Annotated in this window: 19 protein-coding genes and 1 tRNA gene; 15 read left to right on the top strand and 5 right to left on the bottom strand. The window is 68.0% G+C overall.

The genetic code is table 11. The features are described from left to right. Positions 1 to 347 precede the first annotated feature (347 nt). The 4 genes from gltB to pyk all read left to right on the top strand — a co-directional run bounded on the left by gltB (position 348) and on the right by pyk (position 9528). Entirely contained in the window at positions 348 to 4871 is a 4524-nt protein-coding gene (gene gltB / locus ACWEOO_RS09330; RefSeq protein ID WP_452142564.1) for a glutamate synthase large subunit, read from the top strand. Then, on the top strand, positions 4871 to 6337 hold the full coding sequence (locus tag ACWEOO_RS09325; RefSeq protein ID WP_452142563.1) for a glutamate synthase subunit beta: 1467 nt from the start codon (positions 4871 to 4873) through the stop codon (positions 6335 to 6337). The genes gltB and ACWEOO_RS09325 overlap by 1 nt, the downstream gene beginning before the upstream one ends. An 86-nt stretch (positions 6338 to 6423) precedes the next feature. Next, positions 6424 to 7977: a metallophosphoesterase family protein gene (locus tag ACWEOO_RS09320; RefSeq protein WP_452142562.1), complete on the top strand. Its 1554-nt coding sequence runs from the start codon at positions 6424 to 6426 to the stop codon at positions 7975 to 7977. 99 nt (positions 7978 to 8076) lie between these two features. Next, positions 8077 to 9528 (top strand): pyruvate kinase, encoded by a 1452-nt coding sequence (gene pyk / locus ACWEOO_RS09315; protein ID WP_452142561.1) that lies wholly within the window; start codon positions 8077 to 8079, stop codon positions 9526 to 9528. Between the two features lie 111 nt (positions 9529 to 9639). On the opposite strand, the gene ACWEOO_RS09310 is transcribed toward pyk, so the two are convergent. After that, positions 9640 to 10389 (bottom strand): transcriptional regulator, encoded by a 750-nt coding sequence (locus ACWEOO_RS09310; protein ID WP_452142560.1) that lies wholly within the window; start codon positions 10387 to 10389, stop codon positions 9640 to 9642. Positions 10390 to 10424: 35 nt separating this feature from the next. After that, positions 10425 to 10497: transfer RNA gene (locus ACWEOO_RS09305), tRNA-Leu, on the bottom strand. An 84-nt stretch (positions 10498 to 10581) separates the two neighbouring features. On the opposite strand from ACWEOO_RS09305, the gene ACWEOO_RS09300 reads away from it, so the two are divergent. The 7 genes from ACWEOO_RS09300 (at position 10582) to ACWEOO_RS09270 (ending at position 18208) form a co-directional block, all read left to right on the top strand. Next, on the top strand, positions 10582 to 11361 hold the full coding sequence (locus ACWEOO_RS09300; protein ID WP_452142559.1) for a helix-turn-helix domain-containing protein: 780 nt from the start codon (positions 10582 to 10584) through the stop codon (positions 11359 to 11361). A gap of 15 nt (positions 11362 to 11376) precedes the next feature. After that, the gene (locus ACWEOO_RS09295; RefSeq protein ID WP_344197031.1) at positions 11377 to 11964 is read left to right on the top strand and encodes an ANTAR domain-containing response regulator; all 588 of its coding nucleotides are present in this window, start codon (positions 11377 to 11379) and stop codon (positions 11962 to 11964) included. Positions 11965 to 12303: 339 nt separating this feature from the next. After that, entirely contained in the window at positions 12304 to 13545 is a 1242-nt protein-coding gene (locus ACWEOO_RS09290) for a branched-chain amino acid ABC transporter substrate-binding protein (protein WP_359929727.1), read from the top strand. Positions 13546 to 13630: 85 nt separating this feature from the next. After that, entirely contained in the window at positions 13631 to 14947 is a 1317-nt protein-coding gene (locus tag ACWEOO_RS09285) for a branched-chain amino acid ABC transporter permease (protein WP_452142558.1), read from the top strand. Beyond that, a complete protein-coding gene (locus tag ACWEOO_RS09280) occupies positions 14944 to 16659 on the top strand; it encodes a branched-chain amino acid ABC transporter permease (RefSeq protein ID WP_452142557.1) in 1716 nt (571 codons plus the stop codon). The genes ACWEOO_RS09285 and ACWEOO_RS09280 overlap by 4 nt, the downstream gene beginning before the upstream one ends. Further along, positions 16656 to 17495 carry an ABC transporter ATP-binding protein gene (locus ACWEOO_RS09275; protein WP_359929721.1) on the top strand — a complete coding sequence of 280 codons (840 nt, stop codon included), beginning with the start codon at positions 16656 to 16658 and terminating at the stop codon, positions 17493 to 17495. Before ACWEOO_RS09280 ends, ACWEOO_RS09275 begins: the two co-directional genes overlap by 4 nt. Then, positions 17492 to 18208 (top strand): ABC transporter ATP-binding protein, encoded by a 717-nt coding sequence (locus tag ACWEOO_RS09270; protein ID WP_452142556.1) that lies wholly within the window; start codon positions 17492 to 17494, stop codon positions 18206 to 18208. Before ACWEOO_RS09275 ends, ACWEOO_RS09270 begins: the two co-directional genes overlap by 4 nt. A gap of 27 nt (positions 18209 to 18235) precedes the next feature. Here the strand turns inward: ACWEOO_RS09270 and ACWEOO_RS09265 are convergent, their stop codons facing one another. Continuing rightward, positions 18236 to 18976 carry a DUF554 domain-containing protein gene (locus ACWEOO_RS09265; RefSeq protein ID WP_452142555.1) on the bottom strand — a complete coding sequence of 247 codons (741 nt, stop codon included), beginning with the start codon at positions 18974 to 18976 and terminating at the stop codon, positions 18236 to 18238. Between the two features lie 124 nt (positions 18977 to 19100). On the opposite strand from ACWEOO_RS09265, the gene ACWEOO_RS09260 reads away from it, so the two are divergent. Further along, on the top strand, positions 19101 to 19691 hold the full coding sequence (locus ACWEOO_RS09260; protein WP_452142554.1) for a GNAT family N-acetyltransferase: 591 nt from the start codon (positions 19101 to 19103) through the stop codon (positions 19689 to 19691). Here ACWEOO_RS09260 and ACWEOO_RS09255 read toward each other — a convergent pair. Continuing rightward, on the bottom strand, positions 19654 to 20073 hold the full coding sequence (locus tag ACWEOO_RS09255) for a hotdog fold thioesterase (RefSeq protein ID WP_452142553.1): 420 nt from the start codon (positions 20071 to 20073) through the stop codon (positions 19654 to 19656). The two genes, ACWEOO_RS09260 and ACWEOO_RS09255, sit on opposite strands and share 38 nt — an antisense overlap. Before the next feature lie 74 nt (positions 20074 to 20147). Here ACWEOO_RS09255 and polA point away from each other — a divergent pair, with 74 nt between their 5' ends. Next, positions 20148 to 22850 carry a DNA polymerase I gene (gene polA, locus ACWEOO_RS09250; protein ID WP_452142596.1) on the top strand — a complete coding sequence of 901 codons (2703 nt, stop codon included), beginning with the start codon at positions 20148 to 20150 and terminating at the stop codon, positions 22848 to 22850. Between the two features lie 8 nt (positions 22851 to 22858). Here the strand turns inward: polA and ACWEOO_RS09245 are convergent, their stop codons facing one another. After that, positions 22859 to 23332, bottom strand: coding sequence for an NUDIX hydrolase (locus ACWEOO_RS09245; RefSeq protein ID WP_452142552.1), 474 nt, complete (start codon positions 23330 to 23332; stop codon positions 22859 to 22861). Positions 23333 to 23581: 249 nt separating this feature from the next. On the opposite strand from ACWEOO_RS09245, the gene ACWEOO_RS09240 reads away from it, so the two are divergent. Together ACWEOO_RS09240 and ACWEOO_RS09235 are read left to right on the top strand one after the other, a co-directional pair. Then, a complete protein-coding gene (locus tag ACWEOO_RS09240; protein ID WP_452142551.1) occupies positions 23582 to 25333 on the top strand; it encodes an extracellular solute-binding protein in 1752 nt (583 codons plus the stop codon). Continuing rightward, positions 25330 to 26268, top strand: a complete 939-nt coding sequence (locus tag ACWEOO_RS09235; protein WP_359929710.1) for a carbohydrate ABC transporter permease — start codon at positions 25330 to 25332, stop codon at positions 26266 to 26268. Before ACWEOO_RS09240 ends, ACWEOO_RS09235 begins: the two co-directional genes overlap by 4 nt. The last annotated feature ends 1 nt before the right edge of the window (position 26269 follow it).

Genomic DNA, 26269 nt, shown 5'->3' with positions numbered 1-26269 from the left:
CCACCCACCTCGACCAGCTAGGCACCATCTTCGCGCGCTTCATGCGACCGGATGTTGAGGGGCGAACTGAGAGGCCGTACGCAGCGTGATGCCGTCAGCGTCCCGCCCGACGCCCCGACGGGTCTCAGCAAGTGAATTTCAGGTGCTGTTGGTGGTTGCCGGAGCGGGTGGCTGGGAAGATGGGAGGCTAGTAGTGAGCGCTTGCTTACGCAGGGTTAGCATGGCGTTTCGCGGTGGACAGGAAGTCCAACTGGCGGGCGTCATGAGGTAGTCTCGGGACTCCCGGCTTGGGCCAGTGTTGTCCCGCGGCCAGTTGTTTTTGACCGTAGGACGACGGGAGCTCCTGAATGTATGGTCGCCCCCCATTCCCGAGCGAGGGTCTCTACGACGGACGGCACGAGCACGACGCTTGTGGTGTCGCCTTCGTTGCGACCCTGACCGGTGAACCGAGCCACGACATCGTGGCCAAGGCATTGACCGCCCTGCGGAACCTCGAGCACCGTGGTGCGTCCGGTGCGGAGCCCGATTCCGGTGACGGCGCCGGCATCCTGATCCAGGTCCCGGACGCCTTCTACCGCAAGGTGTGCGCGTTCGAGCTGCCCGCGCCGCACAGCTACGCGACCGGTATCGCGTTCCTGCCGGCCGAGGCCGACGACGCCGCGAAGGCGATCGCCCGGATCGAGGAGCTGGCGGCGGAGGAGCAGCTGACGGTGGTCGGCTGGCGGGACGTCCCGACCACGCCCGAACTGCTCGGCGCGACTGCGCGTTCGGTGATGCCGACGTTCAAGCAACTGTTCGTGACCGCGAAGGCGGGCCGCGTGCTCGGCCTGGCGCTGGAGCGGATGGCCTTCCGGCTGCGCAAGCGCGCCGAGAAGGAGACCGAGACCTACTTCCCGTCGCTGTCCGGCCGGACGATCACCTACAAGGGGATGCTGACCACCGACCAGCTGGACAAGTTCTTCCCCGAGCTGACCGACCCCGACCTCGCGTCCGCGATCGGCATCGTGCACAGCCGGTTCTCGACGAACACGTTCCCGTCCTGGCCGCTGGCGCACCCGTACCGGTACATCGCCCACAACGGTGAGATCAACACCGTCCAGGGCAACCGGAACTGGATGCGGGCCCGCGAGGCGCTGCTGTCCAGCGACCTGATCCCGGGCGACCTCGAGCAGCTCTACCCGATCTGTACGCCGGGAGCGTCCGACTCCGCGTCCTTCGACGAGGTCCTCGAGCTGCTGCACCTCGGCGGCCGTTCGCTGCCGCACGCGATGCTGATGATGATTCCGGAGGCGTGGGAGAACGCCGCCACCATGGATCCGAAGCGGCGCGCGTTCTACGAGTTCCACTCGACGCTGATGGAGCCGTGGGACGGCCCGGCGTCGGTGGTCTTCTCCGACGGCACCAAGGTCGGCGCGGTCCTGGACCGCAACGGCCTGCGCCCTTCGCGCTACTGGGTGACCGACGACGGCCTCGTCGTCCTTGCGTCCGAGGCCGGGGTATTGGACATCGACCCCGCCACCGTGACCGAGAAGGGCCGGCTCGAGCCCGGCCGGATCTTCCTGGTCGACGTCGACGCGCACCGGATCATCACCGACGCCGAGGTGAAGAACGCCCTCGCCGCCGAGAACCCGTACGACGAGTGGCTGCACGCGGGCCTGATCCGCTTCGAGGACCTGCACGAGCGCGAGCACGTCGTCCACAGCCACGCCTCGGTCACCCGGCGGCAGCAGGTCTTCGGGTACACCGAGGAGGAGCTGCGGGTCATCCTCACCCCGATGGCGAAGTCCGGCGCCGAGCCGATCGGCTCGATGGGCACCGACACGCCGATCGCGGTGCTGAGCGACCGCCCGCGGCTGCTGTTCGACTACTTCGCGCAGCTGTTCGCCCAGGTCACGAACCCGCCGCTGGACGCGATCCGCGAGGAGCTGGTGACCTCGCTGTCGTCCAGCCTCGGCCCGGAGTCGAACCTGCTGAACCCGAGCCCGGCGTCCTGCCGTCAGGTGGTGATCCCGTTCCCGGTGATCACCAACGACGAGCTGGCCAAGCTGCGGCACATCAACCTCGACGGCGACATGCCGGGCCTGGCCACCACGGTCCTGCGCGGCGTGTACGACGTCGAGGGCGGCGGCGAGGCGCTCCGGACCCGGCTCGACGAGCTGTGCGCCGAGGCCAGCGCCGCGATCAACGACGGCGCCCGCATCCTGGTGCTGTCCGACCGGCACTCGAACGCCGACAGCGCGCCGATCCCGTCGCTGCTGCTCACCTCCGCGATCCACCACCACCTGGTCCGGGAGAAGACCCGGACCCAGGTCGGCCTGGTCGTCGAGGCCGGTGACGTCCGCGAGGTGCACCACGTCGCGCTCCTGATGGGGTACGGCGCGGCCGCGATCAACCCGTACCTGGCGCTGGAGTCCGTCGAAGACCTGTGCCGCCAGGGCACATACCTGCCGGGCGTCGAGCCCGAGCAGGCGATCCGCAACGTGGTGAAGTCGCTCGGCAAGGGCGTCCTCAAGGTGATGTCGAAGATGGGCGTCTCGACGGTCGCGTCGTACACCGGCGCCCAGATCTTCGAGGCGAACGGGCTGTCCCCGTTCCTGGTCGACATCTACTTCACCGGTACGTCGTCCAGGATCGGCGGCGTCGGCCTGGACGAGATCGCCGAGGAGGTCCGGCGCCGCCACCTGCGGGCGTACCCGGCCGACGGCATCCTGCCGGCGCACCGCAAGCTCGAGATCGGCGGCGAGTACCAGTGGCGCCGTGAGGGCGAGCCGCACCTGTTCGACCCGGACACGGTCTTCCGGCTGCAGCACAGCACCCGCACCGGTCGGTACGACATCTTCAAGCAGTACACGTCGAAGGTCGACGAGCAGTCCGAGCGGCTGATGACGCTGCGCGGGCTGTTCGGGTTCAAGTCCGACCGAGAGCCGATCTCCATCGACGAGGTCGAGCCGGTCAGCGCGATCGTCAAGCGGTTCTCCACCGGCGCGATGAGCTACGGCTCGATCAGCGCGGAGGCGCACACCACGCTGGCGATCGCGATGAACCAGCTCGGCGGCAAGTCGAACACCGGTGAGGGCGGCGAGGACGCCGAGCGACTGTACGACCCGGCCCGCCGGAGCTCGATCAAGCAGGTCGCGTCCGGCCGCTTCGGCGTCACCGCGGAGTACCTGACGAACTCCGACGACATCCAGATCAAGATGGCGCAGGGCGCGAAGCCCGGCGAGGGCGGGCAGCTGCCCGGCCCGAAGGTGTACCCGTGGGTCGCCAGCACCCGGCACTCGACGCCGGGCGTCGGCCTGATCTCGCCGCCGCCGCACCACGACATCTACTCGATCGAGGACCTGGCGCAGCTGATCCACGACCTGAAGAACGCCAACCCGGCCGCCCGCATCCACGTGAAGCTGGTGTCCGAGGTCGGTGTCGGCACGATTGCCGCGGGCGTCTCCAAGGCGCACGCGGACGTCGTCCTGATCTCCGGCCACGACGGCGGGACCGGCGCGGCGCCGCTCACCTCGCTGAAGCACGCGGGCGGTCCCTGGGAGCTCGGCCTCGCCGAGACCCAGCAGACCCTGCTGCTGAACGGGCTGCGGGACCGCATCGTCGTCCAGACCGACGGCCAGCTGAAGACCGGCCGGGACGTCGTCATCGCCGCGCTGCTCGGCGCGGAGGAGTACGGCTTCGCGACCGCGCCGCTGGTGGTGTCGGGCTGCATCATGATGCGGGTCTGCCACCTGGACACCTGCCCGGTCGGCGTCGCCACCCAGAACCCGGTGCTCCGCGAGCGGTTCTCGGGCAAGCCGGAGTTCGTGGTGAACTTCTTCGAGTTCATCGCCGAGGAGGTCCGCGAGTACCTGGCGGAGCTCGGTTTCCGCACGCTGGACGAGGCGATCGGGCACGCCGAGGTCCTCGACATCGAGCGCGCGGTCGACCACTGGAAGGCCGACGGGCTCGACCTGACGCCGATCCTGCACGTCCCGGCGCTGCCCGAGGGCGCGTCGCGGCACCGGACGATCGAGCAGAACCACGGCCTGGACAAGGCGCTCGACAACGAGCTGATCCGGATCTGCGCCCCGGCGCTGGACAACGGCGAACCGGTCCGCGCACAGCTCGCGATCCGCAACGTCAACCGGACCGTCGGCACCATGCTCGGCCACGAGATCACCAAACGGTACCGCGCGGCCGGCCTGGCCGACGGCACCATCGACCTGACCTTCACCGGGTCGGCCGGCAACTCGTTCGCCGCGTTCGTGCCGCGCGGGGTCACCCTGCGGCTTGAGGGCGACGCGAACGACTACGTCGGCAAGGGCCTGTCCGGCGGCCGGGTCGTGATCCGGCCGGACCGGCACGCCCGGTTCGACGCCGCCGACCAGATCATCGCCGGCAACGTGATCGCGTACGGCGCGACGTCCGGCGAACTGTTCATCAGCGGCGGCGCCGGCCAGCGGTTCTGCGTCCGGAACTCCGGCGCGACCGCGGTCGTCGAGGCGGTCGGCGACCACGCGTGCGAGTACATGACCGGCGGGCGTGTCGTCGTGCTCGGCGCCGTCGGCAGGAACTTCGCCGCGGGCATGTCGGGCGGCGTGGCCCACGTGCTCGACCTGGACCGCGCCCTGGTGAACCCGGAGCTGGTGGACCTGCTCCCGCTCACCGAGGACGAGTCCGACCTGTTGCACGACCTGGTCCGGCGGCACCACGAGGAGACCGGTTCGGAACGGGCGGCCAAGCTGCTCGCCGACTGGCCCGCCGCGGCCGCCAGGTTCACCACGGTGATGCCCCGCGACTACGCCCGGGTGCTGGCGGCCAAGGCGGCCGCCGAGCGCGACGGCCTGGACGAGGACGCCACCACGCGAGCGATGATGGAGGCCATCTGATGGCTGACCCCAAGGGATTCCTGACCACCGGACGGGAGGTCGCCGACCGGCGGCCGGTCGCCGAGCGCGTGCAGGACTGGAAAGAGGTCTACCCCGGCGGGCCCGGCAAGGCGCTGCTGCCGATCATCACCAAGCAGGCCGGCCGCTGCATGGACTGCGGCATCCCGTTCTGCCACAACGGCTGCCCGCTGGGCAACCTGATCCCGGAGTGGAACGACCTGGTCTGGCGGGACGACTGGTCGAGCGCGATCGAGCGGTTGCACGCGACCAACAACTTCCCGGAGTTCACCGGCCGGCTCTGCCCGGCGCCGTGCGAGACCGCGTGCGTGCTCGGGATCAACCAGGACCCGGTGACGATCAAGAACGTCGAGGTCGCGATCATCGACAAGGCCTGGGAGGCCGGTGACGTCAAGCCGCAGCCGCCCGAGTGGCTGACCGGCAAGACGATCGCCGTCGTCGGCTCCGGCCCGGCCGGCCTGGCCGCCGCGCAGCAGCTGACCCGCGCGGGTCACACGGTCGCGGTGTACGAGCGCGCCGACGCCCCCGGCGGCCTGCTGCGCTACGGCATTCCCGAGTTCAAGATGGAGAAGGAACAGGTCGACCGCCGCATCCAGCAGATGAAGGAGGAGGGCACGGTCTTCCGCTCCGGCGTCAACGTCGGCGTGGACGTCACGGGCACCCAGCTGAAGCAGCGGTACGACGCCGTGGTGATCGCGACCGGGTCCACCGCGGCCCGCGACCTGCCGGTGCCGGGCCGGGAGCACGGCGGCATCCACCAGGCGATGGAGTATCTGCCGCAGGCCAACCGGGTCGCGCTCGGCCAGAACGTCGAGGACCAGATTGTTGCGACCGGCAAGGACGTGGTGATCATCGGCGGCGGCGACACCGGCGCCGACTGCCTCGGTACGGCGCACCGCCAGGGGGCTCGCTCGGTCACCCAGCTGGAGATCATGCCGCGGCCGTCCGAGGACCGCCCGGGGCACCAGCCGTGGCCGACTTACCCGATGATCTACCGGGTCGCCTCCGCCCACGAGGAGGGCGGCGACCGGGTGTACGCCGTTTCCACGGTGAACTTCGAGGCCGATGCGGCCGGCAACGTCTCCGGGCTGAACCTGATCGAGGTGGAGTTCAAGGACGGCCGGTTCGCGCCGGTCGAGGGCACCGAGAAGCACATTCCGGCGCAGCTGGTGCTGCTCGCGATGGGCTTCGTCGGACCGGAGCGCGAGGGTTTCCTCGAGCAGCTCGGCGTCGAGCTCGACGAGCGCGGCAACGTGCAGCGGGACAAGAACTACCACACGTCGGTCGAGGGGGTCTTCGCCTGCGGTGACGCCGGCCGCGGCCAGTCCCTGATCGTCTGGGCGATCGCCGAGGGCCGCTCGTGCGCCAACGGCGTCGACACCCACCTCACCGGCTCGTCCACCCTGCCCACCCCCATCCCGCCCACCGCCCGCCCGCTGGCGGTCTGACCGTCCTTGGGCACCGGCCAACCATGAAACACCCCGCGATCTGGTTGGTCGGTGCTCAAAGTGGTGAGGGTCGATAGGTTGGAAGTGTGGCAACGCGCCTGGTGACGAAGGCCCGGCTCCGCGCGATCGCGCCGTGGGCCACCCTCGTCGTGCTCTGGCTGGTCACCTCGGTGACGATCGGCCTGGTTGCGTTCGCAAACGACTCCGAGCGCGTCACGATCGGTGCGCACGCGGCGACCGTCTCGCCGACCTTCGACGGGCACGCGACGGTGGACCTCGGCGCCGTCCTGCCGCGGCTGCGGATCGCCAGCAGCAACCCGATGGGGCTCGGCGTGAACGTCGACGTCCAGGAGACCGACGCCGCCAACCTCACCGACCTGATCAACCGCGACGCCCTGATCGCGGCCCAGCCCGACGGTGAGATCGGGCGGATCCAGCAGGTGGTCCAGGAGATGGCCGTCGACGACGCCCTGGCCGGGGCCGGTTCCGGTCTGCTGGTGGTCGTCGTGGTGGCGACCGTCTGGGCGATGATCGGCGCCCGCCGCCGCCAGGAGCTGTGGCACCTCGTCCACCGTCACGAACGCCGGCTCGAGCACCGGGCGATCGTCGTCCTGGTCGCGATGCTGATCACGATCGCCTCGATCTTCGGCCCCGGACGGATGCGGCCCGTCGACGTACCGCCGACCGAGTGGAAGCCGCTCGCCGACCTGCTGCCGGAGATCCCGCTTGACGAACAACTGCAGGGCGTCGAGGTCGCCTCCGGGTTCTCCACCACGGGCGGCGTCGGCGTGATCCGGACCGCGGTCGAGACGTACCAGCGGTCGTCCCGGTTCTACGGTCAGCTGAAGGACTCGGTGGCCGATGTCGCCACCCAGATCCACCAGCCCGCCGAAGGGCAGAAGGTCGCACTGCAGGTCAACGACCGGCACGACAACATCGGGATCGACGGCTTCGCCGCCGAGGTGGCGAAGGCCGGCGGGGCGAAGATCCTCATCGACGCAGGTGACGACACGTCGTCCGGCCAGGGCTGGGAAGTCTTCAGCATCCACTCGCTGCGGCAGCACTTCAAGGACTTCAAGGTCGTCGCGGTGGCCGGCAACCACGACGCGGGCGGCCACATCGAGGACGCCATGCGCAAGAACGGGTTCACCGTGCTCGACAGCAAGCCGGTCGAGGTGGAGGGAATCCGGTTCCTGGGCGACAGCGACCCGACCAAGACCGGGCTCGGGAGCGCGGACAGCCCCGGCGACGAGACCATCGAGCACCAGTCCGAGCGGCTCGCGGACATCGCCTGCGACCAGGCCGAGAACAAGCGGATCTCGACATTCGTGGTCCACGACCCGGCGTCCGGCGCCGACACCGCCGCCCGCGGGTGCGCGCGGCTGGTGCTGTCCGGCCATCTGCACCGGCAGGTGGGGCCGGAGAGCCGGGTGGTCGACGGGCGGTCGGTGACGACGTACACGAACGGGACGACCGGGGGAGCGGCGTACGCCTTCGCGCTGGGGTACACGCTGCGCCGGCCAGGGCAGGTCACGCTGATCACCTACGACAAGGAAGGGCAGCCGATCGGCCTCCAGAGCGTCACGGCTGAGCTGACCGGGGCGATCACCGTCGGGGCCTACACCCCCTTGCCTTCTTGACGATTCAGGCACTGCCGCCGATTGTCTTCTACTGTTAACTGTCCAGTAACGGGGGCGGACCAGCAGGACCAGTGGTTTGCAGGAGTAGGGTTTTGTGACGTGCGTCGCGCAAAGATCGTTTGTACGCTCGGCCCGGCTACGGCCGCCCCGGAGCGCATCACGGAACTCGTCCAAGCAGGCATGGACGTCGCAAGGCTCAACCTGAGCCATGGTGCCCATGCCGAGCATGAGCGCATCTACCAGCGGATCCGCACCGCTGCGGCGGAGACCGGGAGCAACGTCGGCATCCTGGTTGACCTGCAGGGCCCGAAGATCCGGCTGGCCGAGTTCGCCGAGGGCAAGGCAACGCTCACCTACGGCGAGCGCTTCACGATCACCACCCGGGAGGTGCCCGGCGACCAGACCATCTGCGGTACGACGTACGACGGCCTGCCGGGTGACGTGAAGCCGGGCGACCAGCTGCTGATCGACGACGGCCGGATCGCCCTGGTCGCCGAGGAGGTCACCGAGACCGACGTGGTCTGCCGGGTCACCGTCGGCGGGCCGGTCTCCAACCACAAGGGCATCAACCTGCCCGGCGTCTCGGTCAGCGTGCCCGCGCTGTCCGAGAAGGACGCCGAGGACCTGCGCTGGGCGCTGCACCTGCCCGCCGACATGATCGCGCTGTCGTTCGTCCGGGACGCGGCCGACATCCAGCTGGTGCACAAGATCATGGACGAGGAGGGTCTGCGGATCCCGGTCGTCGCCAAGATCGAGAAGCCGCAGGCGGTCGCCAACCTCGACGAGATCATCGAGGCGTTCGACGGATTCATGGTGGCCCGCGGCGACCTCGGCGTGGAGCTGCCGCTCGAGGACGTCCCGCTGGCCCAGAAGCTGATCATCGACCAGGCCCGGCTGAACGCGAAGCCGGTGATCGTCGCCACCCAGATGCTCGAGTCGATGATCTCCGCGCCGCGGCCGACGCGGGCCGAGGCGTCCGACGTCGCCAACGCCGTACTCGACGGCGCCGACGCGGTCATGCTGTCCGGCGAGACCAGCGTCGGGCGCTTCCCGATCGAGACCGTCAAGACGATGGCCCGGATCGTCGAGGCCACCGAGGAGCAGGGCCTCGGCCGGGTCCACGAGATCGAGTGGGAGCCGAAGACCAAGGGCGGCGTGATCGCCCGCGCGGCCGCGGACGTTGCGGAGCGGCTGGACGCGAAGTACCTGATCGCGTTCACCCAGTCCGGCGACACCGCCCTCCGGCTGGCCCGCTACCGCACCGAGGTCCCGCTGCTCGCCTTCACGCCGGTCCCGTCGGTCAGCTCCTGGCTGAGCGTGGTGTGGGGCATCGAGACCCACATCGTCCCGACCGTCGACCACACCGACGAAATGGTCCGCCAGGTCGACCAGCGCCTCCTGGAACTCGGCAAACTCAGCAAGGGCGACCTGGTCGTCATCGTCGCCGGCTCCCCACCCAGCATCCCCGGCTCCACCAACGCCCTCCGAGTCCACCGCATGGGCGACGCCATCGAAGGAATCGCCCCCGCCTACCGCAATCCCAACCCGTAATCACCGGGGTTAGCGGGTAAGAACACAGACGAAGAGCAGCGGTTGAGGCGGACGGTCAGCTGACCGTCCGCCTCAACCACGTTCAAGCCGGGAGATCCGAGCGGGCGGAGCTCAGGACTTTGGGCCGATGAAGGTGTCGAGGTAGGTGACGGCTTCTCGGCGGGCGACGGAGAGGGCGTTGGGGCGGGGCATGCGCCAGGGGATGGTGAGCAGGTCGAGTGCCCACTGGCAGATCCGCATGATGTCGGGGGATTCGTTGGAGAACATGTAGCGCGGATATTCGTACCGCTTCAGTCGGCCGGCGACCGTTCGCCTGGTCCAGTTGGCTACGCGGCAGCCGTCGGAGTTGAACAGGCCGCGGAGGAACAGTTCGGGGTCATCGGCAACGATCTCCCGCTGCCAGTCGGCGAGCGCGATGGTACGGCGGTGCTTCGGTCCGGCGCCGTGCTGCGGAAACAGGCACGGCCAGTGTTTCCAGTACGAGAGAACCGACGTATACCCGACCGCCTGCACCCGATGCACCGGCCTGCTCGGGTGGACGGCCCGTACGACGGACGCAGCCTCGTCGATCAGCCGCGGGTACGCGTCGTCGCACGCGATCCGCAGCGCAAACACATCCCGCCGATGCCGCGACAGGCACCCGTCACCCAGATACAGACCCAGCAGATGTGAGTACGACGGATTGTCGAGCGATCCACTCCCACACCGCGGGCACCCGCCCGGCCGCGCCGAACGCATCCCGCGATCCCGCCACTCACGCAGCGCCGCCCGACTGATCCCCAGCCGCTTGCTGATCGAGTTCAGACTCTCCCCGGCGCCGATCGCCGCCAGTGCGATCGCCCGCGTCCGCTCGTCGTACATGAGCCCAGCTTGGCCGGGACCACTGACAGTTTTTGTGCCCTGAGTGGGATTCGAACCCACACTGGATGCTGTTTGAGAGCATTGCCTCTGCCGTTGGGCTATCAGGGCATCCGCGCTTGATGCGCGTTCGGAAATCCTAGCCCATCTGACCGTTCGATCAGAAAATGTCGGTGGCCGACGCGACGATGTGTCATGGCGCACTTCCGGTCGGAGGAGACGGTCGAGTCGGCGTTGCGGATGTCCGACGACGGCGTACCGGATCGTGTCAACGCCGAGATCCACGGGGTCGCGTTGCGAACGATTCGTACTTGGCGGCGCCGGTACCAGAAGGAAGGGCGAACGCGTGGTGGCGCCAGGGGTTACCGGGGCACTCCGTGCCCGCGGTGCGATGGGGCGGAGTTGGATGAGATGGCGTACGCGTTGCTGTTGGGCTGGTATCTGGGCGACGGGCACATTGCCAAGGCGCGGCGGGGGGTCTTCTGCCTTCAGATCGCGAACGATCAGAAGTATCCGGAGCTGAACCAGGAGATCGCGGCCACGATCAGGCTGGTGAAGCCGACGGCCAGCCCATGCCTGCGGACCGGGCAAGGCATGATCCGGATAGAGGCGCGGTGGAAGCATTGGCCGTGTGTGTTCCCGCAGCACGGGCCAGGGATGAAACATCTGCGGAAGATCGAGCTGGCCGACTGGCAGCAGGAGATCGTTGCCAGGTACCCAGAACAGTTGCTGCGAGGACTGATTCACTCGGACGGATGCCGGATCGTGAACTGGGCGAGCAGGCCCGGTCGTGACAAGCGGTACTACTACGTGCGCTACATATTCTCGAACAAGTCCGACGACATCCGGAACATACTCACGAACGCACTGGACCTCTTGGGCATCGCTTGGCGCCGGCCGCGCTGGGATCTCATTGCGGTCAGCCGGAAGGAGGCGGTTGCTGCGCTCGACACCTTTGTGGGTCCTAAGTCGTGAGGGGGGATCGATAAGGTGTCGGGTGTGACTGCTAAGCGTGTGGTGATCGCTGAGGACGAGGCTCTGATTCGGATGGATCTGGCTGAGATGCTCGCGGAAGAGGGGTATGACGTCGTCGGGCAGGCGGGGGACGGCGAGGAGGCGATTCGGCTGGCGATCGAGCAGCGGCCGGATCTGGTGATTCTCGACGTGAAGATGCCGAAGCTGGACGGGCTGAGTGCGGCGGAGAAGATCGCGGGGGAGCGGATCGCGCCGGTGCTGATGCTGACCGCGTTCTCGCAGCGGGAGCTGGTCGAGCGGGCGCGGGACGCCGGCGCGATGGCGTACCTGGTGAAGCCGTTCTCCAAGGCCGACCTGCTGCCCGCGATCGAGATCGCCGCGTCGCGGTACGTCGAGCTCGCCGAGCTGGAGCGGGAGGTCGCGGACCTGGCCGAGCGGCTGGAGACGCGCAAGCTGGTGGATCGCGCGAAGTCGATCCTGCAGACCAAGTTCGGGTTGTCGGAGCCGGATTCGTTCCGGTGGATCCAGAAAACCGCGATGGACAAGCGGGTCTCGATGCGTCAGGTCGCGGAGCTGGTCGTGAACGAGGCCGGCGATTCCTGAACGGGCAGTTCGTCCTGCCCGCGCGGCAAAGATCCGGGGTTCTCGCCTGCCGTAGCGGCGTGTCGTGACGGTGAGGTGAACGCGCTGGCGGCTTCGTGACGAATCGTGACAGTCACCCAGGTTGACAGGCAGTGATTCTCACTAAAGTCAACCGGTCGCTAACACTACGTCACCAATCGACCCGATCGGACAGTAATCAGGTCAACGGACGATGCTTACCGGGGTAACGACCTCACAACACAGCCGATGCGCTGTTCGCTTGGAACCATCGCGGGGTCTAACCTGCCGGTGCTCGTGGCAAATGCGCGAGAGTCCCGGATTCGCTGGGACTATCCAGACATGGGAGGAACAGTGCACCAGCGTTCCGTAGTACGGGTCGGCGCGTCGCTGATCGTTGCGTCGTTGGCCCTGACTGCCTGCGGCTCACGCAGTGGCAACGACTCCGGGGGGAACTCCGGAAGCTCGACCAAGACCGCGAAGATCGGCGTCATCGCGCCGCTGTCCGGAGACTTGTCCGCCCTGGGTCTGGGTATCCAGCACTCCGTCGAGCTGGCCGTCAAGCAGGCCAACGACTCCAACGCGATCCCGGGCTGGAAGCTCGAGGTGGACGCGAAGGACGACGAGGCCAAGACCGAGCCGGGCAAGAACGCCGCCACGGCCCTGGCCAGCGACAAGGACGTGATCGGCGTGGTCGGCACGCTGAACACCAGCGTCAGCCAGCAGGTCCAGCCGGTGCTCGCGCCGAAGAACATCGTCCAGGTCTCGCCGGCCAACACCGGCCCGGGCCTGACCCAGGGCGCGAAGTGGCAGACGGACCCGAAGCGGCCGTACCCGACCTACTTCCGCACCTGCACGACGGACGCCGTCCAGGGTCCGTTCGCGGCGCGGTACCTGTACGAGACCGCGAAGATCACCAAGGTCGCCACGATCCACGACAAGAAGGCGTACGGCCAGGGCCTGGTCGGCACCTTCACCGAGGAGTTCAAGAAGCTCGGCGGTCAGGTCGTGTCGGCGCAGACGATCAACCCGGACGACTCGAACTACCAGGCCGTGATCTCCGCGGTGAAGCCGTCCAACCCGCAGGCCGTCTACTACGGCGGTGAGTACCCGAACGCCGGTCCGCTGTCGCAGCAGATGAAGGCCGCCGGCCTGAACGTCCCGCTGATGGGCGGCGACGGCATCTTCGACCCGAAGTACATCACGCTGGCCGGCAAGACCAGCGACGGTGACCTGGCCACCTCGGTCGGTGCTCCGGTCGACAGCCTCGAGTCGGCGAAGAAGTTCGTCTCGGACTACAACGCGCAGAACTACAAGGAGCCGTACGCCGCGTACGGCGGTTACTCCTACGACGCTGCGAACGCGATCATCAACGCCCTGAAGACGTCGCTGAAGGACGCCAAGGACGTCGAGTCCGCGCGCCAGGCCACGGTCGATGCCGTGGGCAAGGTCTCCTTCGACGGTGTGACCGGCAAGGTCGCCTTCGACCAGTACGGTGACACCACCTCCAAGGTGCTGACCGTCTACAAGGTTGCCGGCGGCAAGTGGGCCACCGTGGAGACCAAGGACTTCGAGAGCAAGTAAGCAGAGTCGACCTCATGTCTCGGGGGTGGGAGCGATCCTCCCACCCCCGTGGCGTGTCATAAACCGAGGCAGATGGGAGGTCGACGTGGACCAGTTCTTGCAGCAGCTCGTCAACGGGTTGACCTTGGGCTCGCTGTACGCCCTGATCGCGGTCGGGTACACCGTCGTGTACGGCATCGTGCAGCTCATCAACTTCGCCCACGGCGAGGTGTTCATGATCGGTGCGTTCGGCGCACTGACGACGTACCTGTTGTTCTTCAACGGTAAGACCAGTGTGTGGATCCTGCCGGTGATGATCGTCGGCGCGATGATCGCGTCGGTCGGCACCGCGGTGGCCATGGAACGTGTCGCGTACCGTCCCCTGCGGAACGCGCCACGACTCGCACCGCTGATCACGGCGATCGGTATCTCCGTGTTCCTGCAGGAGTTCGTCCGCCTGTTCTACGACCAGCCCGAGTGGACGGTCGTGGTGCTCACGGGTCTGGCGATCGGCGTCGGTTACCTGATCGGCGGGCGGGTGGCCAAGATCGACCTGAGCCACCCGGTCTCCAAGTGGTTCGACCGCGCCCCGCTGCTCGGCGCCGCCGGCAGCGCTGTCGCGGTGTGGGTCGTCGTCCGGCTGGTCAACCCCGACCTGAACGCCCTGCTGATCGTCGGCGTGGTCGTGCTCGGCGCCCTGGTCGGTACCGCGATCGGGTGGCTGGCCGGTGCGGCCGTACGCCGTCGCGCCCGGAACCAGACGCCGGTACCGGCGATCGCCGCTGCCGCTGCCGGCGCGGTCGTGATCGCGGAAGTCAGCTGGGTGCTCTACGAGAAGCTGATCAGCAACGTCGACTGGCCGAGCGCCAAGCTGCGCATCCCGTTCCCGCAGATCGATGTGGTGACCGGCACGGCCCTGCAGGTCGGCGGGGTGACCATCCAGCGGTCCGCGATCTTCACGATCGGGGCGCTCGCGGTCTGTTCCGTGCTGCTCTGGTTCTTCGTCAACCGGACCCGGATGGGCCGCGGTATGCAGGCCGTGTCGCAGGACCCGGACACCGCGCGGCTGATGGGGATCAACGTCGACCGGATCATCGTGGTCGCGTTCGCCCTCGGTGCGGTGCTGGCGGCGATCGCCGGTGTCTCGCAGGGTCTGCAGAACACCAACATCGAGTTCCGGATGGGCTTCCTGGCCGGTCTGAAGGCGTTCACCGCCGCGGTGCTCGGCGGGATCGGCAACATCTTCGGCGCCGTCGTCGGTGGTCTGGTGCTCGGCGTCATCGAGGCGATGGCCACCCAGTACATCCCCGGGCAGTTCGGCGGTAGTACCTGGAAGGACGTCTGGGCCTTCGTCATCCTGATCCTGGTTCTGGTGTTCAGGCCGCAGGGCCTGCTGGGCGCGAGGGTGGTGGACCGCGCATGACCGACGTGGAGACTCCTGTCGACGACGTCGCCGAGGCCCCGGTGGCGAAGCCGGGCAAGCCGATCGCGTGGCCGCTGGGCCTGGTCGGCGTGGCGCTGGTGATCGTCGGATCGTTCCTGTCGTGGAGCTACGACAAGTCGATCCTGAACGACCTCTCGATCAACTTCTATCCGGGCGGCCTGCAGATCCTCGCGATCATCGTCGCCGTGCTCTCGCTGGTGCTGCTGCTGGCGGAGCGGGGGCCGCTGACCAAGCTGGGCACCTGGCTGGACGCGACGCTCGGCCTGCGGGCTTTCGGCGTCGGCCTCACGCTGTACATGGTGCTGGTGATCGTCGCGATCTCGGTGGAGTCCGACGGCCTGATCAACGTCAACCCCGGTGCGTACGTCACGCTCGTCGGTGCCGCGTTGATCGCGGTGTCGGCGTACCTGCTGCCACTGCACCAGTTGCGGGACATGAGCCACGCGCGCCTGCCGGACTGGCTGGAGATCTTCCTGATCTCCGCGATGATGGCGGTGGTGCTCTTCCTCGCGGCGTACGCGCTCGGGCTGGGCGACGCGTGGTCGTTCATCCTGTGCCTGGTGTTCGTCGCAACCGGCGCGACCGGGCTGTTCCGGACCGGGGCGATGACGTTCATGTCGCACGCCGGGCAGCGGCACCGCAAGGTGCTCACGCTGGCGGCGTTCGCGGCGGCGTTCCTGTTCCCGTTCACCCAGAACGGTTCGGACGCGAACATGTCGATCGCGGGCTCGGTGCTGGTCTTCAGCGCGACCGCGATGGGCCTGAACATCGTGGTCGGCCTGGCCGGTCTGCTGGACCTCGGGTACATCGCGTTCCTGGGCTCCGGTGCGTATGTCGCCGCGACGCTGTCGACGTCGGCGTTCGCGACCATCGGCTGGAAACCGCCGTTCCTGCTGGTGATGCTGATCGGCGCCGGTGTGGCGGCTCTGCTGGGCCTGATCATCGGGTCGCCGACACTGCGGGTCTCGGGTGACTACCTGGCCATCGTGACGCTCGGGTTCGGTGAGATCTTCCGGTTCTCGATGTTCAACCTGGACGGCAACAACGGCCCGAACCTGACCAACGGGCCGAACGGTATCCCCGGCATCCCGGACCTGGAACTGTTCGGGTTCAACTTCGGCGACGCGCACACGGTCGCCGGCATCGAGCTCGGCCGGTTCTCGAACTACTACTTCCTGCTGCTGCTCCTGCTCGGCTTCGTCATCCTGACATTCGCCCGGCTGAACAACAGCCGGATCGGCCGTGGCTGGGTCGCGATCCGGGAGGACGAGAAGGCCGCCGAGGCGATGGGCGTGAACGTCTTCGGGCTGAAGCTGCTCGCGTTCGCGGTCGGCGCCTTCCTGGCCGGTCTGGCCGGCACCATCAAGGCCCATCAGGACGGCGCGGTCAGTCCGGACCAGTTCATCTTCCTGGAGTCGGCGTTCCTGCTCGCCGCGATCGTGCTCGGCGGTATGGGCACCATCGCCGGTGTGCTGCTCGGTGCGACGATCCTGAAGCTGCTGCCGGAGAAGCTGCGGTTCTTCTCGGAGTACCGGCTGTTCCTGTTCGGCATCCTGCTGGTGCTGATGATGCGGTTCCGTCCCGAGGGCCTGGTGGCGAGCAAGCGGCGCCAGCTCGAGTTCCACGAGGAGGACGAGGCGTTGGCCGTCGAGGTCGAAGAGGAACGGCTCGCTGTCGAGGAGGCGAAATGACGGTGACCGACACCCAGAACACGGCCGAGCGTTCGATCGGCGCCCCGGTTCTGGAGGCCTCCGGCGTGACCATGCGGTTCGGTGGTCTGCTGGCGGTGAACGACGTCAACCTGACGGTGCGCGAAGGGGAGATCGTCGGCCTGATCGGTCCGAACGGGGCCGGCAAGACGACGTTCTTCAACTGCCTCACCGGCCTCTACAAGCCGACCAGCGGGCAGGTCCGGTTCTCCGGTACGCCGTTGCCGCCCAAGCCCCGGGCCGTGGTCCGGGCCGGGATGGCGCGGACGTTCCAGAACATCCGGCTGTTCGCGAACATGACCGCGCTGGAGAACGTGATGGTCGGGCGCTACTGCCGGACCAGCTCGGGCGCGATCACCTCGGTGCTGCACGGCCCGAAGTTCCGCCGCGAGGAGGCGGCCTCCCGGGCCCGGGCCCAGGAGCTGCTCGACTTCGTCGGTCTCGGCCGGTTCACCGAGCACCTGGCCCGGAACATGCCGTACGGCGACCAGCGCCGGCTCGAGATCGCGCGGGCGCTGGCCACCGACCCGAAGCTCATCCTGCTGGACGAGCCGACGGCCGGTATGAATCCGCAGGAGACCCGGCAGGCCAGTGACCTGATCTTCAAGATCCGGGACTCCGGCCTGTCGGTCGTGGTGATCGAGCACGACATGCGGTTCATCTTCAACCTCTGCGACCGGGTGCTCTGCCTGGTCCAGGGGCAGACCCTGATCGAGGGCACGCCCGACGAGGTGCAGTCCGATCCGCGGGTGATCGAGGCCTACATCGGCACCGGCGAGGACGAAGAGGACGAGGTACCCGGAGGGGAGGCCCCATGACCACGATGCTCGAGGTCAAGGACCTGGAAGTTGCCTACGGCAAGATCCGGGCCGTGAAGAAGATCAGCTTCAGCGTGGAGCAGGGGCAGGTGGTGTCGCTGATCGGCACCAACGGCGCCGGCAAGACCACCACGCTGAAGACGATCTCCGGCCTGCTCCGGCCGACCGGCGGCGAGATCTGGTTCCAGGGCGAGCGGATCGACCACGTGGCGGCGCACGACATCGTCACCCGCGGGCTGGCGCACTCGCCCGAGGGCCGGCGGATCTTCCCGCGGCTGTCGGTCGAGGAGAACCTGATGCTGGGTGCGTTCTCCCGCAAGGACCCGGGAGGTGTGCGGGGCGACCTGCAGGCGGCGTACGACCTCTTCCCGATCCTGGGGGAGCGGCGCAAGCAGCCGGCCGGGACGTTCTCCGGCGGTGAGCAGCAGATGCTGGCGATGGGCCGGGCGATGATGAGCCGGCCGAAGCTGCTGATGCTGGACGAGCCGTCGATGGGTCTGTCACCGATCATGATGAAGCGGATCATGACCACGGTGACCGAGCTGCAGCAGCAGGGCACGACGATCCTGCTGGTCGAGCAGAACGCCCAGGCCGCGCTGAAGCGGGCCGACTACGGCTACGTGCTCGAGGTCGGGAAGATCGTGCTGTCCGGCACCGGTCGGGACCTGTTGGTGAACGACTCGGTCCGCAAGGCCTACCTGGGCGAGGACTGACCCGGGATCGACAGAGGCGTTGCTGGTTCAGTTGCGGATGACAACGAGCAGCTGAACCAGCAACGGCGCGACGAGCAGCGCGGGCAGCAGGTCGGCCACGGCGACCTGCTTGAGCTTCAGAAGTCTGAGCGCGACACCGATGAGCATCACGCCGCCGGTCGCGCCGAGCGCGGTCACATGGGCGTCGGGCAGGACGTCGCCGAGGATCGCCCCGACCGCGGTCATCGATCCCTGGACCACCAGGACGACCAGCGCGGACGCCGCCACGCCCCAGCCGAACGACGCGGCGAAGGCGATCGCCGCGAAGCCGTCCAGCACCGCCTTCAGGAACAGCTGGTCGGCGCCGCGGCCGAGCCCGTCGGACAACGAGCCGAGGAACGTGAGCGGGCCGACGCAGAACACCATCGAGGCGGACACGAACCCCTCGACGAAGGTGCTGCGGCCCTCGCCGCGGTCGAACCGGCGCTGCAGCCAGCCGCCGAAGTCCTCCAGCCGCTGCTCGATCCGCAGCAGCGAACCGATGATCCCGCCGATCAGCATCGCGCCGAGCACGATCAGGATCGGCGCGCTGTCGCCGACGGCGTCGCTGAGCACGTCGTCGCTCACCGTCAGTGCCCCGCTGATCGCGATCAGGAGCGTCACCAGTCCCAGCGCGTCGGTGACGAGATCGCGGGTGCGGTGACTGAGGCGGTGCCCGACGAGTACGCCGAGTACCGAGCCGACGAGCACCGTCGCGACGTTCACGACGGTCCCGATTCCGATGAACAAACTGGTCTCCAGACCGCTGTTGTCAGCTTTGCATGTGACCCCCGAGGGCCTACTGTTGCGCGAGGACGAGCGTATCGGCCCGTCTGTTCACCTCGGGGGTGGACCGGACCGGGAGGTCGCTGTGGTGGCTGCCGTCGAGGTGAGGGACGCCCGTGCGGGCGATGCCGCCGCCCTGGTGGCGATGTGGCGTGAGCTCAGCACCGCCGCGGGTCTGCCGTCCCGGCTCCCGGCGCCGCCGTCGGAGGCCGCCGCCGAGGTTGCCGTCAGCAAGCACCTGGACGATCCGTTCGGCCGGCTGCTGGTCGGCGAGCTGGACGGCCAGGTGCACGGGATGGCCTACCTGCGCCGGACCGTGATCAGCCCGCTGCACGACGACACCACGGTCACGATCGAGTACCTGCACGTCAGCGACTCGGCCCGCCGGCACGGCCTGGGCAAGGCGCTGATCGCGGAGGCGGTCGCCTGGGCCGAGCACGAGAGCTGCCTGCACCTGGCCGTGGTGGCGCCCGCGATCGCCCGCGAGGCGAACCGGTTCCTGGCCCGGCTCGGGCTCGGGCAGGCCGGCGTACTGCGGTTCGCGAACACGCACACCGTGCGCCGCCGGCTCAACGCCGAGCACGCACCGAACCTGCTCGCCCTGCTGTCGTCGCGGCGCTCGGCGATCGCCCGCCGCGCGGTCAGCTCCCGGGCGGAGCCTGAATCAGCTGGCAAGTGATCCGGGCGGTGCAGACGCGCTTGTCCCGCTCGTCGGTGACGATCACCTCGTACGACGTCGTCGTCCGGCCGAGGTAGATCGGGGTCGCGACGCCGGTGACGACCCCGTCGCGGACCGCGCGGTGGTGGGTCGCGTTGATGTCCACACCGACCGCGACCTTGCCGTACGTCGCCGCGTGCAGGGCGGAACCGATCGAGCCGAGGCTCTCGGCGAGGACACACGACGCGCCGCCGTGCAGCAGCCCGTACGGCTGGGTGTTGCCCTTCACCGGCATGGTGGCGACGACCCGCTCCGCGGTCGCCTCGGCGACGACGATTCCCATCGTCTGCAGGAGGGTGCCCTCCAGGGCCATGCCCGGTCCGAGGTTCGATTCATCTGTCACGGAAGCAGTGTGTCAGAACTGTCCCCGGGAGCCACTAGAGTCGGTATGTGGCTGCAGAGACGGATACGACGACGATGACCAAGGATTCCGCGACCCCGGGCGCCGGGCGACCGCGGATCCTGCTGCTGGACGGGCACTCGCTGGCCTACCGGGCGTTCTACGCGCTCCCTGTGGAGAACTTCTCCACCACCACGGGCCAGCACACCAACGCGGTGTACGGGTTCACCTCGATGCTGATCAACATGCTCCGCGACGAGCAGCCCACGCACGTCTGCGTCGCGTTCGACGTCTCCCGCAAGACCTTCCGCACCGAGCAGTACGCGGAGTACAAGGCCGGCCGGTCGAAGTCGCCGGACGAGTTCAGCGGCCAGATCTCGCTGGTCAAGGAGGTGCTGGAGGCGCTCCGGATCCCGACCACGGAGATCGACGGCTGGGAGGCCGACGACATCATCGCGACGCTCGCCACCCAGGCGTCCGAGCAGGGTTTCGAGGTGCTGATCAGCAGCGGTGACCGGGACTCGTTCCAGCTGGTCAACGAGAACGTCACGGTGCTGTACCCGAAGCGCGGCGTGTCCGAGATCGCCCGGATGGACCCGGCCGCGATCGAGGAGAAGTACGGCGTCGGCCCCCGGCTGTATCCGGATCTCGCCGCGCTGGTGGGGGAGCAGAGCGACAACCTCCCGGGCGTGCCCGGTGTCGGGCCGAAGACGGCCGCCAAGTGGCTGAACCAGTTCGGCTCGCTGAACGACGTCGTCGACCGGGTGAACGAGATCAAGGGCAAGGCCGGCGAGTCGCTCCGTGAGCACCTCGCCGACGTGATCCGGAACCGGCAGATCAACGAGCTGGTCCGCGACCTCACCCTGGACGTCGCGGTCGACGACCTGGCCCGGGTGCCGTGGGACCGGGAGAAGGTGCACACGCTGTTCGACAGCCTGGAGTTCCGGGTGCTGCGCGAGCGGCTGGTCGCCGAGCACGAGGAGGTCGACGCCACCGTCGACCACGGGTTCGAGCTGGACGGTGCGCAGCTGAAGCCGGGCGAGGTGGGCGCCTGGCTCAAGGAGCACGTCAGCGGCGGCGAGCGCGTCGGCGTCGCGGTGCAGGGCAGCTGGGGCGGCGGCACCGGTCAGATCACCGGGCTGGCGCTGGCGAACGCGTCCGGTGCGGCGGCCTGGTTCGACCCGACCACGATGACGCCGGACGACGACTCGGCGTGGCAGGCCTGGCTGGCCGACGAGAAGCAGCCGAAGGCGCTGCACGACGTGAAGGGCCCGCTGCTCGGGTTCCTGGAGCGCGGCTGGACGCTGGCCGGCCTCAGCTCGGACACCCAGCTGAGCGCGTATCTCGTCCGCCCGGACCAGCGGGCCTACGATCTGGCCGACCTGACGGTGCGTTACCTCAAGCGCGAGCTGCGCAACGAGGAGGCGGAGAACGGTCAGCTCAGCTTCGACGACGTCGAGGGCGGTCCGGCCGCGGACCACACCATGCTGCGGGCGCGCGCGATCGCGGACCTCGCCGACACCCTGGACGCCGAGCTCGAGAAGCAGGCCGGTACGGCGCTGCTCGCGGACGTCGAGCTGCCGCTGATCGAGGTCATCGCCGGGATGGAGCGCGACGGCATCGCGGTCGATCGGCCATACCTGGAGGAGCTCGAGGACCGGTTCGCCACCGGCGTCCGGGAAGCGGCCACGGCGGCGTACGAGGTGATCGGCAAGGAGATCAACCTCGGGTCGCCGAAGCAGCTGCAGGTGGTGCTGTTCGACGAGCTGCAGATGCCGAAGACCAAGCGCACGAAGACCGGCTACACCACCGACGCCGACTCGCTGCAGGCGCTGTTCGAAAAGACCGAGCACCCCTTCCTGGCGTACCTGCTGGCGCACCGGGACGCGACCCGGCTGCGGCAGACGGTCGAGGGGCTGCTGAAGACGATCAGCCCGCGCGACGGCCGGATTCACACGACGTTCAACCAGACCATCGCGGCGACCGGGCGGCTGAGCTCCACCGAGCCGAACCTTCAGAACATCCCGATCCGCACCGAGGAGGGCCGCCGGATCCGGCAGGCGTTCGTGGTCGGCGAGGGCTACGCGTCGCTGATGTCGGCGGACTACAGCCAGATCGAGATGCGGATCATGGCGCACGTCTCGCAGGACCAGGGCCTGATCGACGCGTTCAACTCCGGGATGGACTTCCACTCGGTGACCGCGTCCCGGGTGTTCTCGGTCGAGCCTGGTGACGTCACCCAGGAGCAGCGCGCGAAGATCAAGGCGATGAACTACGGCCTCGCGTACGGCCTGTCGGCGTACGGGCTGAGCCAGCAGCTGAAGATCGGCGTCGACGAGGCCAAGGGCCTGATGGACGAGTACTTCGAGGGCTTCGGCGGGGTCCGGGACTACCTGCGGTCGATCGTGATCGACGCCGGCAAGACCGGTTACACCGAGACGATCCTGGGCCGCCGGCGCTACCTGCCGGACCTGACCAGCGACAACCGCCAGCGCCGGGAGATGGCCGAGCGGATGGCGCTGAACGCCCCGATCCAGGGCTCGGCCGCCGACGTCATCAAGATGGCGATGCTGAAGGTCGACCGCTCACTGCACGAGTCCGGCCTGAAGTCACGGATGCTGCTCCAGGTCCACGACGAACTGGTCTTCGAGATCGCCCCGGGCGAACGCGAGTCCCTGGAGGAACTGGTCCGCCACGACATGGGCCACGCCGTCGACATGGCCGTCCCCCTCGACGTCTCGGTAGGCATCGGCCGCACCTGGCACGAAGCCGCCCACTAGGCCGCCTCCTACGACGTGGCGTAGACCGGGGCCGGGTCGGGGGAGAGTGCGTTCTTGATGCAGGTCTGTTCGCGGTCGGGGAGGTCTGGGAGGGCGTTGAGGGGCCACCAGCGGACCTCGAGGGACTCGTCGTCGTTGACGCGGGGGGTGCCGCTGATCGGGCGGCAGCGGAAGCAGAGGTCGAGGAACTGGACCTGGTCGCCGTTGGGGTAGCTGCTGGGGGGCAGTGACTCGATGCTGACCAGGCGTTCGACGACGGCCTGGACCGCGGTCTCCTCCTGGATCTCGCGGACCAGCCCGGTCGCCGGTTGTTCGCCGGGCTCGAGGATTCCGGCGACCAGGGCCCAGCGTCCGGTGTCGGCCCGCCGGACCAGGAGGACCTCGTCGGCGTCGTTCAGCACCACCCCGGTGATCCCGGTCAGCCACAGCAGGTCGTGCCCGATCTTCTCGCGCAGATCGCGGATGAACTTCGGCGTCGGCATGCCCAGCACCCTACCCAGGCCGGTCCCGGGACCTTTCTTCAGCGCAAGGAATTTGGGTGACCGCACGCAAGCGGTAACCGCTTGCCGCGCAAGATACGAACAGTGATCGGTCGATCTCTTTCAGTGGCGGCGAGCTCTTCCGTAGCGTCCTGATCTATGTCATTCTCCCGGGCAAAGATCCGAGATCCTATTGGATATTCGTATCGGATCTCGTATCGACTTCGTTCCGACCAGCCGCCAGGAGGAACCATGCCGAACGACGACGCGCGCAAAGGACTCAGCCGTCGATCACTCATCGCGGGGGCGATCGGACTGACCGCGGCGACAGCCGGCGGCGGTCTGCTCAGCGGGTGCAGCGGCTCGAGCAGTGCGAGCAGCGGCACCGGCGCCGCCGGGCAGGCCGCGCCCAGCGTCACTCTCGGCCCGAAGCTGACGACCGTGCAGTACCCGGAGGGGTACGTCGGCCCGGTCGCCCGCGAGCTCAAGCCAATCTCCTCGGAGAAGGTCACGTTCAAGATCGTCGTACCGCAGGACGTGACGATCGGCGACTGGCGAACCAACGCGTTCACGAAGTGGCTCGAGCAGAAGACCAACATCCACATCGAGTGGAACCAGATCGGCGGTACCGACGACGACATCATGACCAAGGTGAACGCGATGATCGCCGCCGGCGACATCCCGGACGCCTTCATGGGGATCCACTTCAGCCGGTCGCAGCTGTTCCTGTACGGCCAGCAGGGCCTGTTCACCGACGTCGACCAGTACATCGGCTCGTACGCGCTGAACCTGCAGCAGGCGATGAAGGACTACCCGGACGCCCGCAAGCTGGTCCAGGCGCCGGACAAGAAGATCTACTCGTTCCCGAACGTCAACGACTGCTACCACTGCCGGGCGAGCAACGGGCGCACGTTCCTGAACACCGACTGGATCGAGCAGGTCGGGCTGGACGTCCCGGAGACCACCGACGAGTTCGTCGAGCTGCTGCGCGCGTTCAAGAAGGCCGACCTCGGCGGCAACGGCCGGACGATCCCGTTCTGCGGCTACAAGGACGCGCCGCTCGACACGTTCTTCATGAACTCGTTCCTCTACAACCCCGGCGATCCGTGGCTGGTGGTGAACGACGGCAAGGTCGACGTGACCTTCACCAAGGACGAGTGGCGCGAGGGCCTGAAGTTCATCCACGGGATGTACGCCGAGGGCCTGATCAACAAGGACGTGTTCACGGCCGACCAGGACCAGATGGACCGCTACGGCAACGCGCCGGGCAAGCCGATCATCGGCGGCGCCCGCTCGTACTACTGGGGCGGCTTCCTGGACATCGACCAGAAGGACCCGAACGCCCGCTGGCGCAAGTACCTCGCGGTCCCGCCGCTGAAGGGGCCGAACGGCGTCCGGTACGCCGCCTGGAACTACCTCGGCGTCGGCGTCGAGGTGGCGAAGCTGGTGATCACGAAGAAGTGCGCGAAGCCGGAGCTGCTGGTCCAGTGGGCCGACGCGCAGATGGAGCTGGAGGCGATCCTGCGCGGGTACGGCGGCCCGAAGTTCGAGTGGGCCAAGAAGGGTGAGCTCGGGATCAACGGCAAGCAGGCGGTGTACGGCTTCTCGGCGACCTGGAACACCGAGAAGAACATCAGCTGGAGCCAGGACAACACGATGTACCGCTCGCAGGACTTCCGGCTCGCCGAGCGGGTGAACCCGAAGGACCTGACCTTCGAGAAGCCGCTCTACCAGCAGACCGTGGACAACTACTTTCCCTACAAGCAGCCGCAGGAGATGCAGTTCCCGCCGGTCACCCTGGACCAGGACCAGGCCGCGCAGGAGGCGGAGCTGAAGACGAACCTGAAGGGCGAGGTCAGCCTGTCGTTCTCGAAGTTCGTCACCGGGCAGCTGGACCCGAACGACGACGGCGCCTGGAACGACTTCAAGGACCGGGTCGAGAAGATCGGCGTGAAACCGTACCTGGACCTGCAGCAGGCCGCCTACGAGACCTACAACGGATGAGTGCCGCCGGGACCCTGCCGCCGGACGAGCGGCGGCTGGGCGGAGGCGCGCCGATCCAGGACACCCGCGGCGACAAGATCGCCCTGGCCTGTATCTACACGGCCCTCGGCCTGTTCTGCCTCGCGATCCTGTACCCGATCGTCTACGTGTTCAGCGCCTCGGTCAGCAACACCAAGAAGGTGTCGGCCGGCGAGGTGTGGCTGTGGCCGGTCGGCTTCACGCTGGACGCGTACAAGGCGATCTTCGACTACGACGCGATCGTCAGCAGCTTCGGCAACTCCGTGTTCTACGCGGTCGCCGGCTCCTGTGTCGCCACCGTCCTCACGCTGCTCGCGGCGTACCCCCTGTCCCGCAAGGGTTTGCCGGGCAAGGGGCTGATCATGGCGGCGTTCGTGTTCACGATGATGTTCAGCGGCGGGCTGATCCCGACGTACCTGGTCGTGGATCAGCTCGGCCTGCTGAACACCCGCTGGGCGATGATCCTGCCGACCGCGATGGCGGTCTGGAACGTGATCATCACCCGGACCTACTTCATGGTGACGATCCCCGAGGAGCTGGTCGAGGCCGGGCGGGTCGACGGTTGCAGCGACTTCGGGTTCTTCTGGCGGATCGTGCTGCCGCTGAGCAAACCGATCATCGCCGTGAACCTGCTCTTCTACGCCGTCGGCCAGTGGAACACGTTCTTCAACGCGCTGATCTACCTGACCAACGAGCACCTGTTCCCGCTGCAGGTGGTGCTGCGGCAGATCCTCATCCAGAGCAAGGTCGACCCGTCGCAGATGCCCGACACGAGCAAGCTCGCGCAGCTGAAGGAACTCCAGCAGCAGCTCAAGTACTCGCTGATCGTGATCGGGATGATCCCGCCGTTGCTGGTCTACCCGTTCGTGCAGAAGCACTTCGTCAAGGGGGCCATGGTCGGCTCGCTGAAGGGATGAG

Source organism: Kribbella sp. NPDC004138 (assembly GCF_053603655.1).
This window is presented reverse-complemented; position numbering and strand designations above follow the sequence as displayed.

What these genes read in the sequence shown, in the direction of transcription:
- ACWEOO_RS09325 (WP_452142563.1), top strand. Translation starts at nt 4,871, where the DNA reads ATGGCTGACCCCAAGGGATTCCTGACCACCGGACGGGAGGTCGCCGAC.
- ACWEOO_RS09245 (WP_452142552.1), bottom strand. Translation starts at nt 23,332, where the DNA reads ATGCCGACGCCGAAGTTCATCCGCGATCTGCGCGAGAAGATCGGGCAC.
- ACWEOO_RS09280 (WP_452142557.1), top strand. Translation starts at nt 14,944, where the DNA reads ATGACCGACGTGGAGACTCCTGTCGACGACGTCGCCGAGGCCCCGGTG.
- gltB (WP_452142564.1), top strand. Translation starts at nt 348, where the DNA reads ATGTATGGTCGCCCCCCATTCCCGAGCGAGGGTCTCTACGACGGACGG.
- ACWEOO_RS09290 (WP_359929727.1), top strand. Translation starts at nt 12,304, where the DNA reads ATGGGAGGAACAGTGCACCAGCGTTCCGTAGTACGGGTCGGCGCGTCG.
- ACWEOO_RS09275 (WP_359929721.1), top strand. Translation starts at nt 16,656, where the DNA reads ATGACGGTGACCGACACCCAGAACACGGCCGAGCGTTCGATCGGCGCC.
- ACWEOO_RS09300 (WP_452142559.1), top strand. Translation starts at nt 10,582, where the DNA reads ATGGCGCACTTCCGGTCGGAGGAGACGGTCGAGTCGGCGTTGCGGATG.
- ACWEOO_RS09310 (WP_452142560.1), bottom strand. Translation starts at nt 10,389, where the DNA reads ATGTACGACGAGCGGACGCGGGCGATCGCACTGGCGGCGATCGGCGCC.
- ACWEOO_RS09235 (WP_359929710.1), top strand. Translation starts at nt 25,330, where the DNA reads ATGAGTGCCGCCGGGACCCTGCCGCCGGACGAGCGGCGGCTGGGCGGA.
- ACWEOO_RS09270 (WP_452142556.1), top strand. Translation starts at nt 17,492, where the DNA reads ATGACCACGATGCTCGAGGTCAAGGACCTGGAAGTTGCCTACGGCAAG.
- ACWEOO_RS09240 (WP_452142551.1), top strand. Translation starts at nt 23,582, where the DNA reads ATGCCGAACGACGACGCGCGCAAAGGACTCAGCCGTCGATCACTCATC.
- polA (WP_452142596.1), top strand. Translation starts at nt 20,148, where the DNA reads ATGACCAAGGATTCCGCGACCCCGGGCGCCGGGCGACCGCGGATCCTG.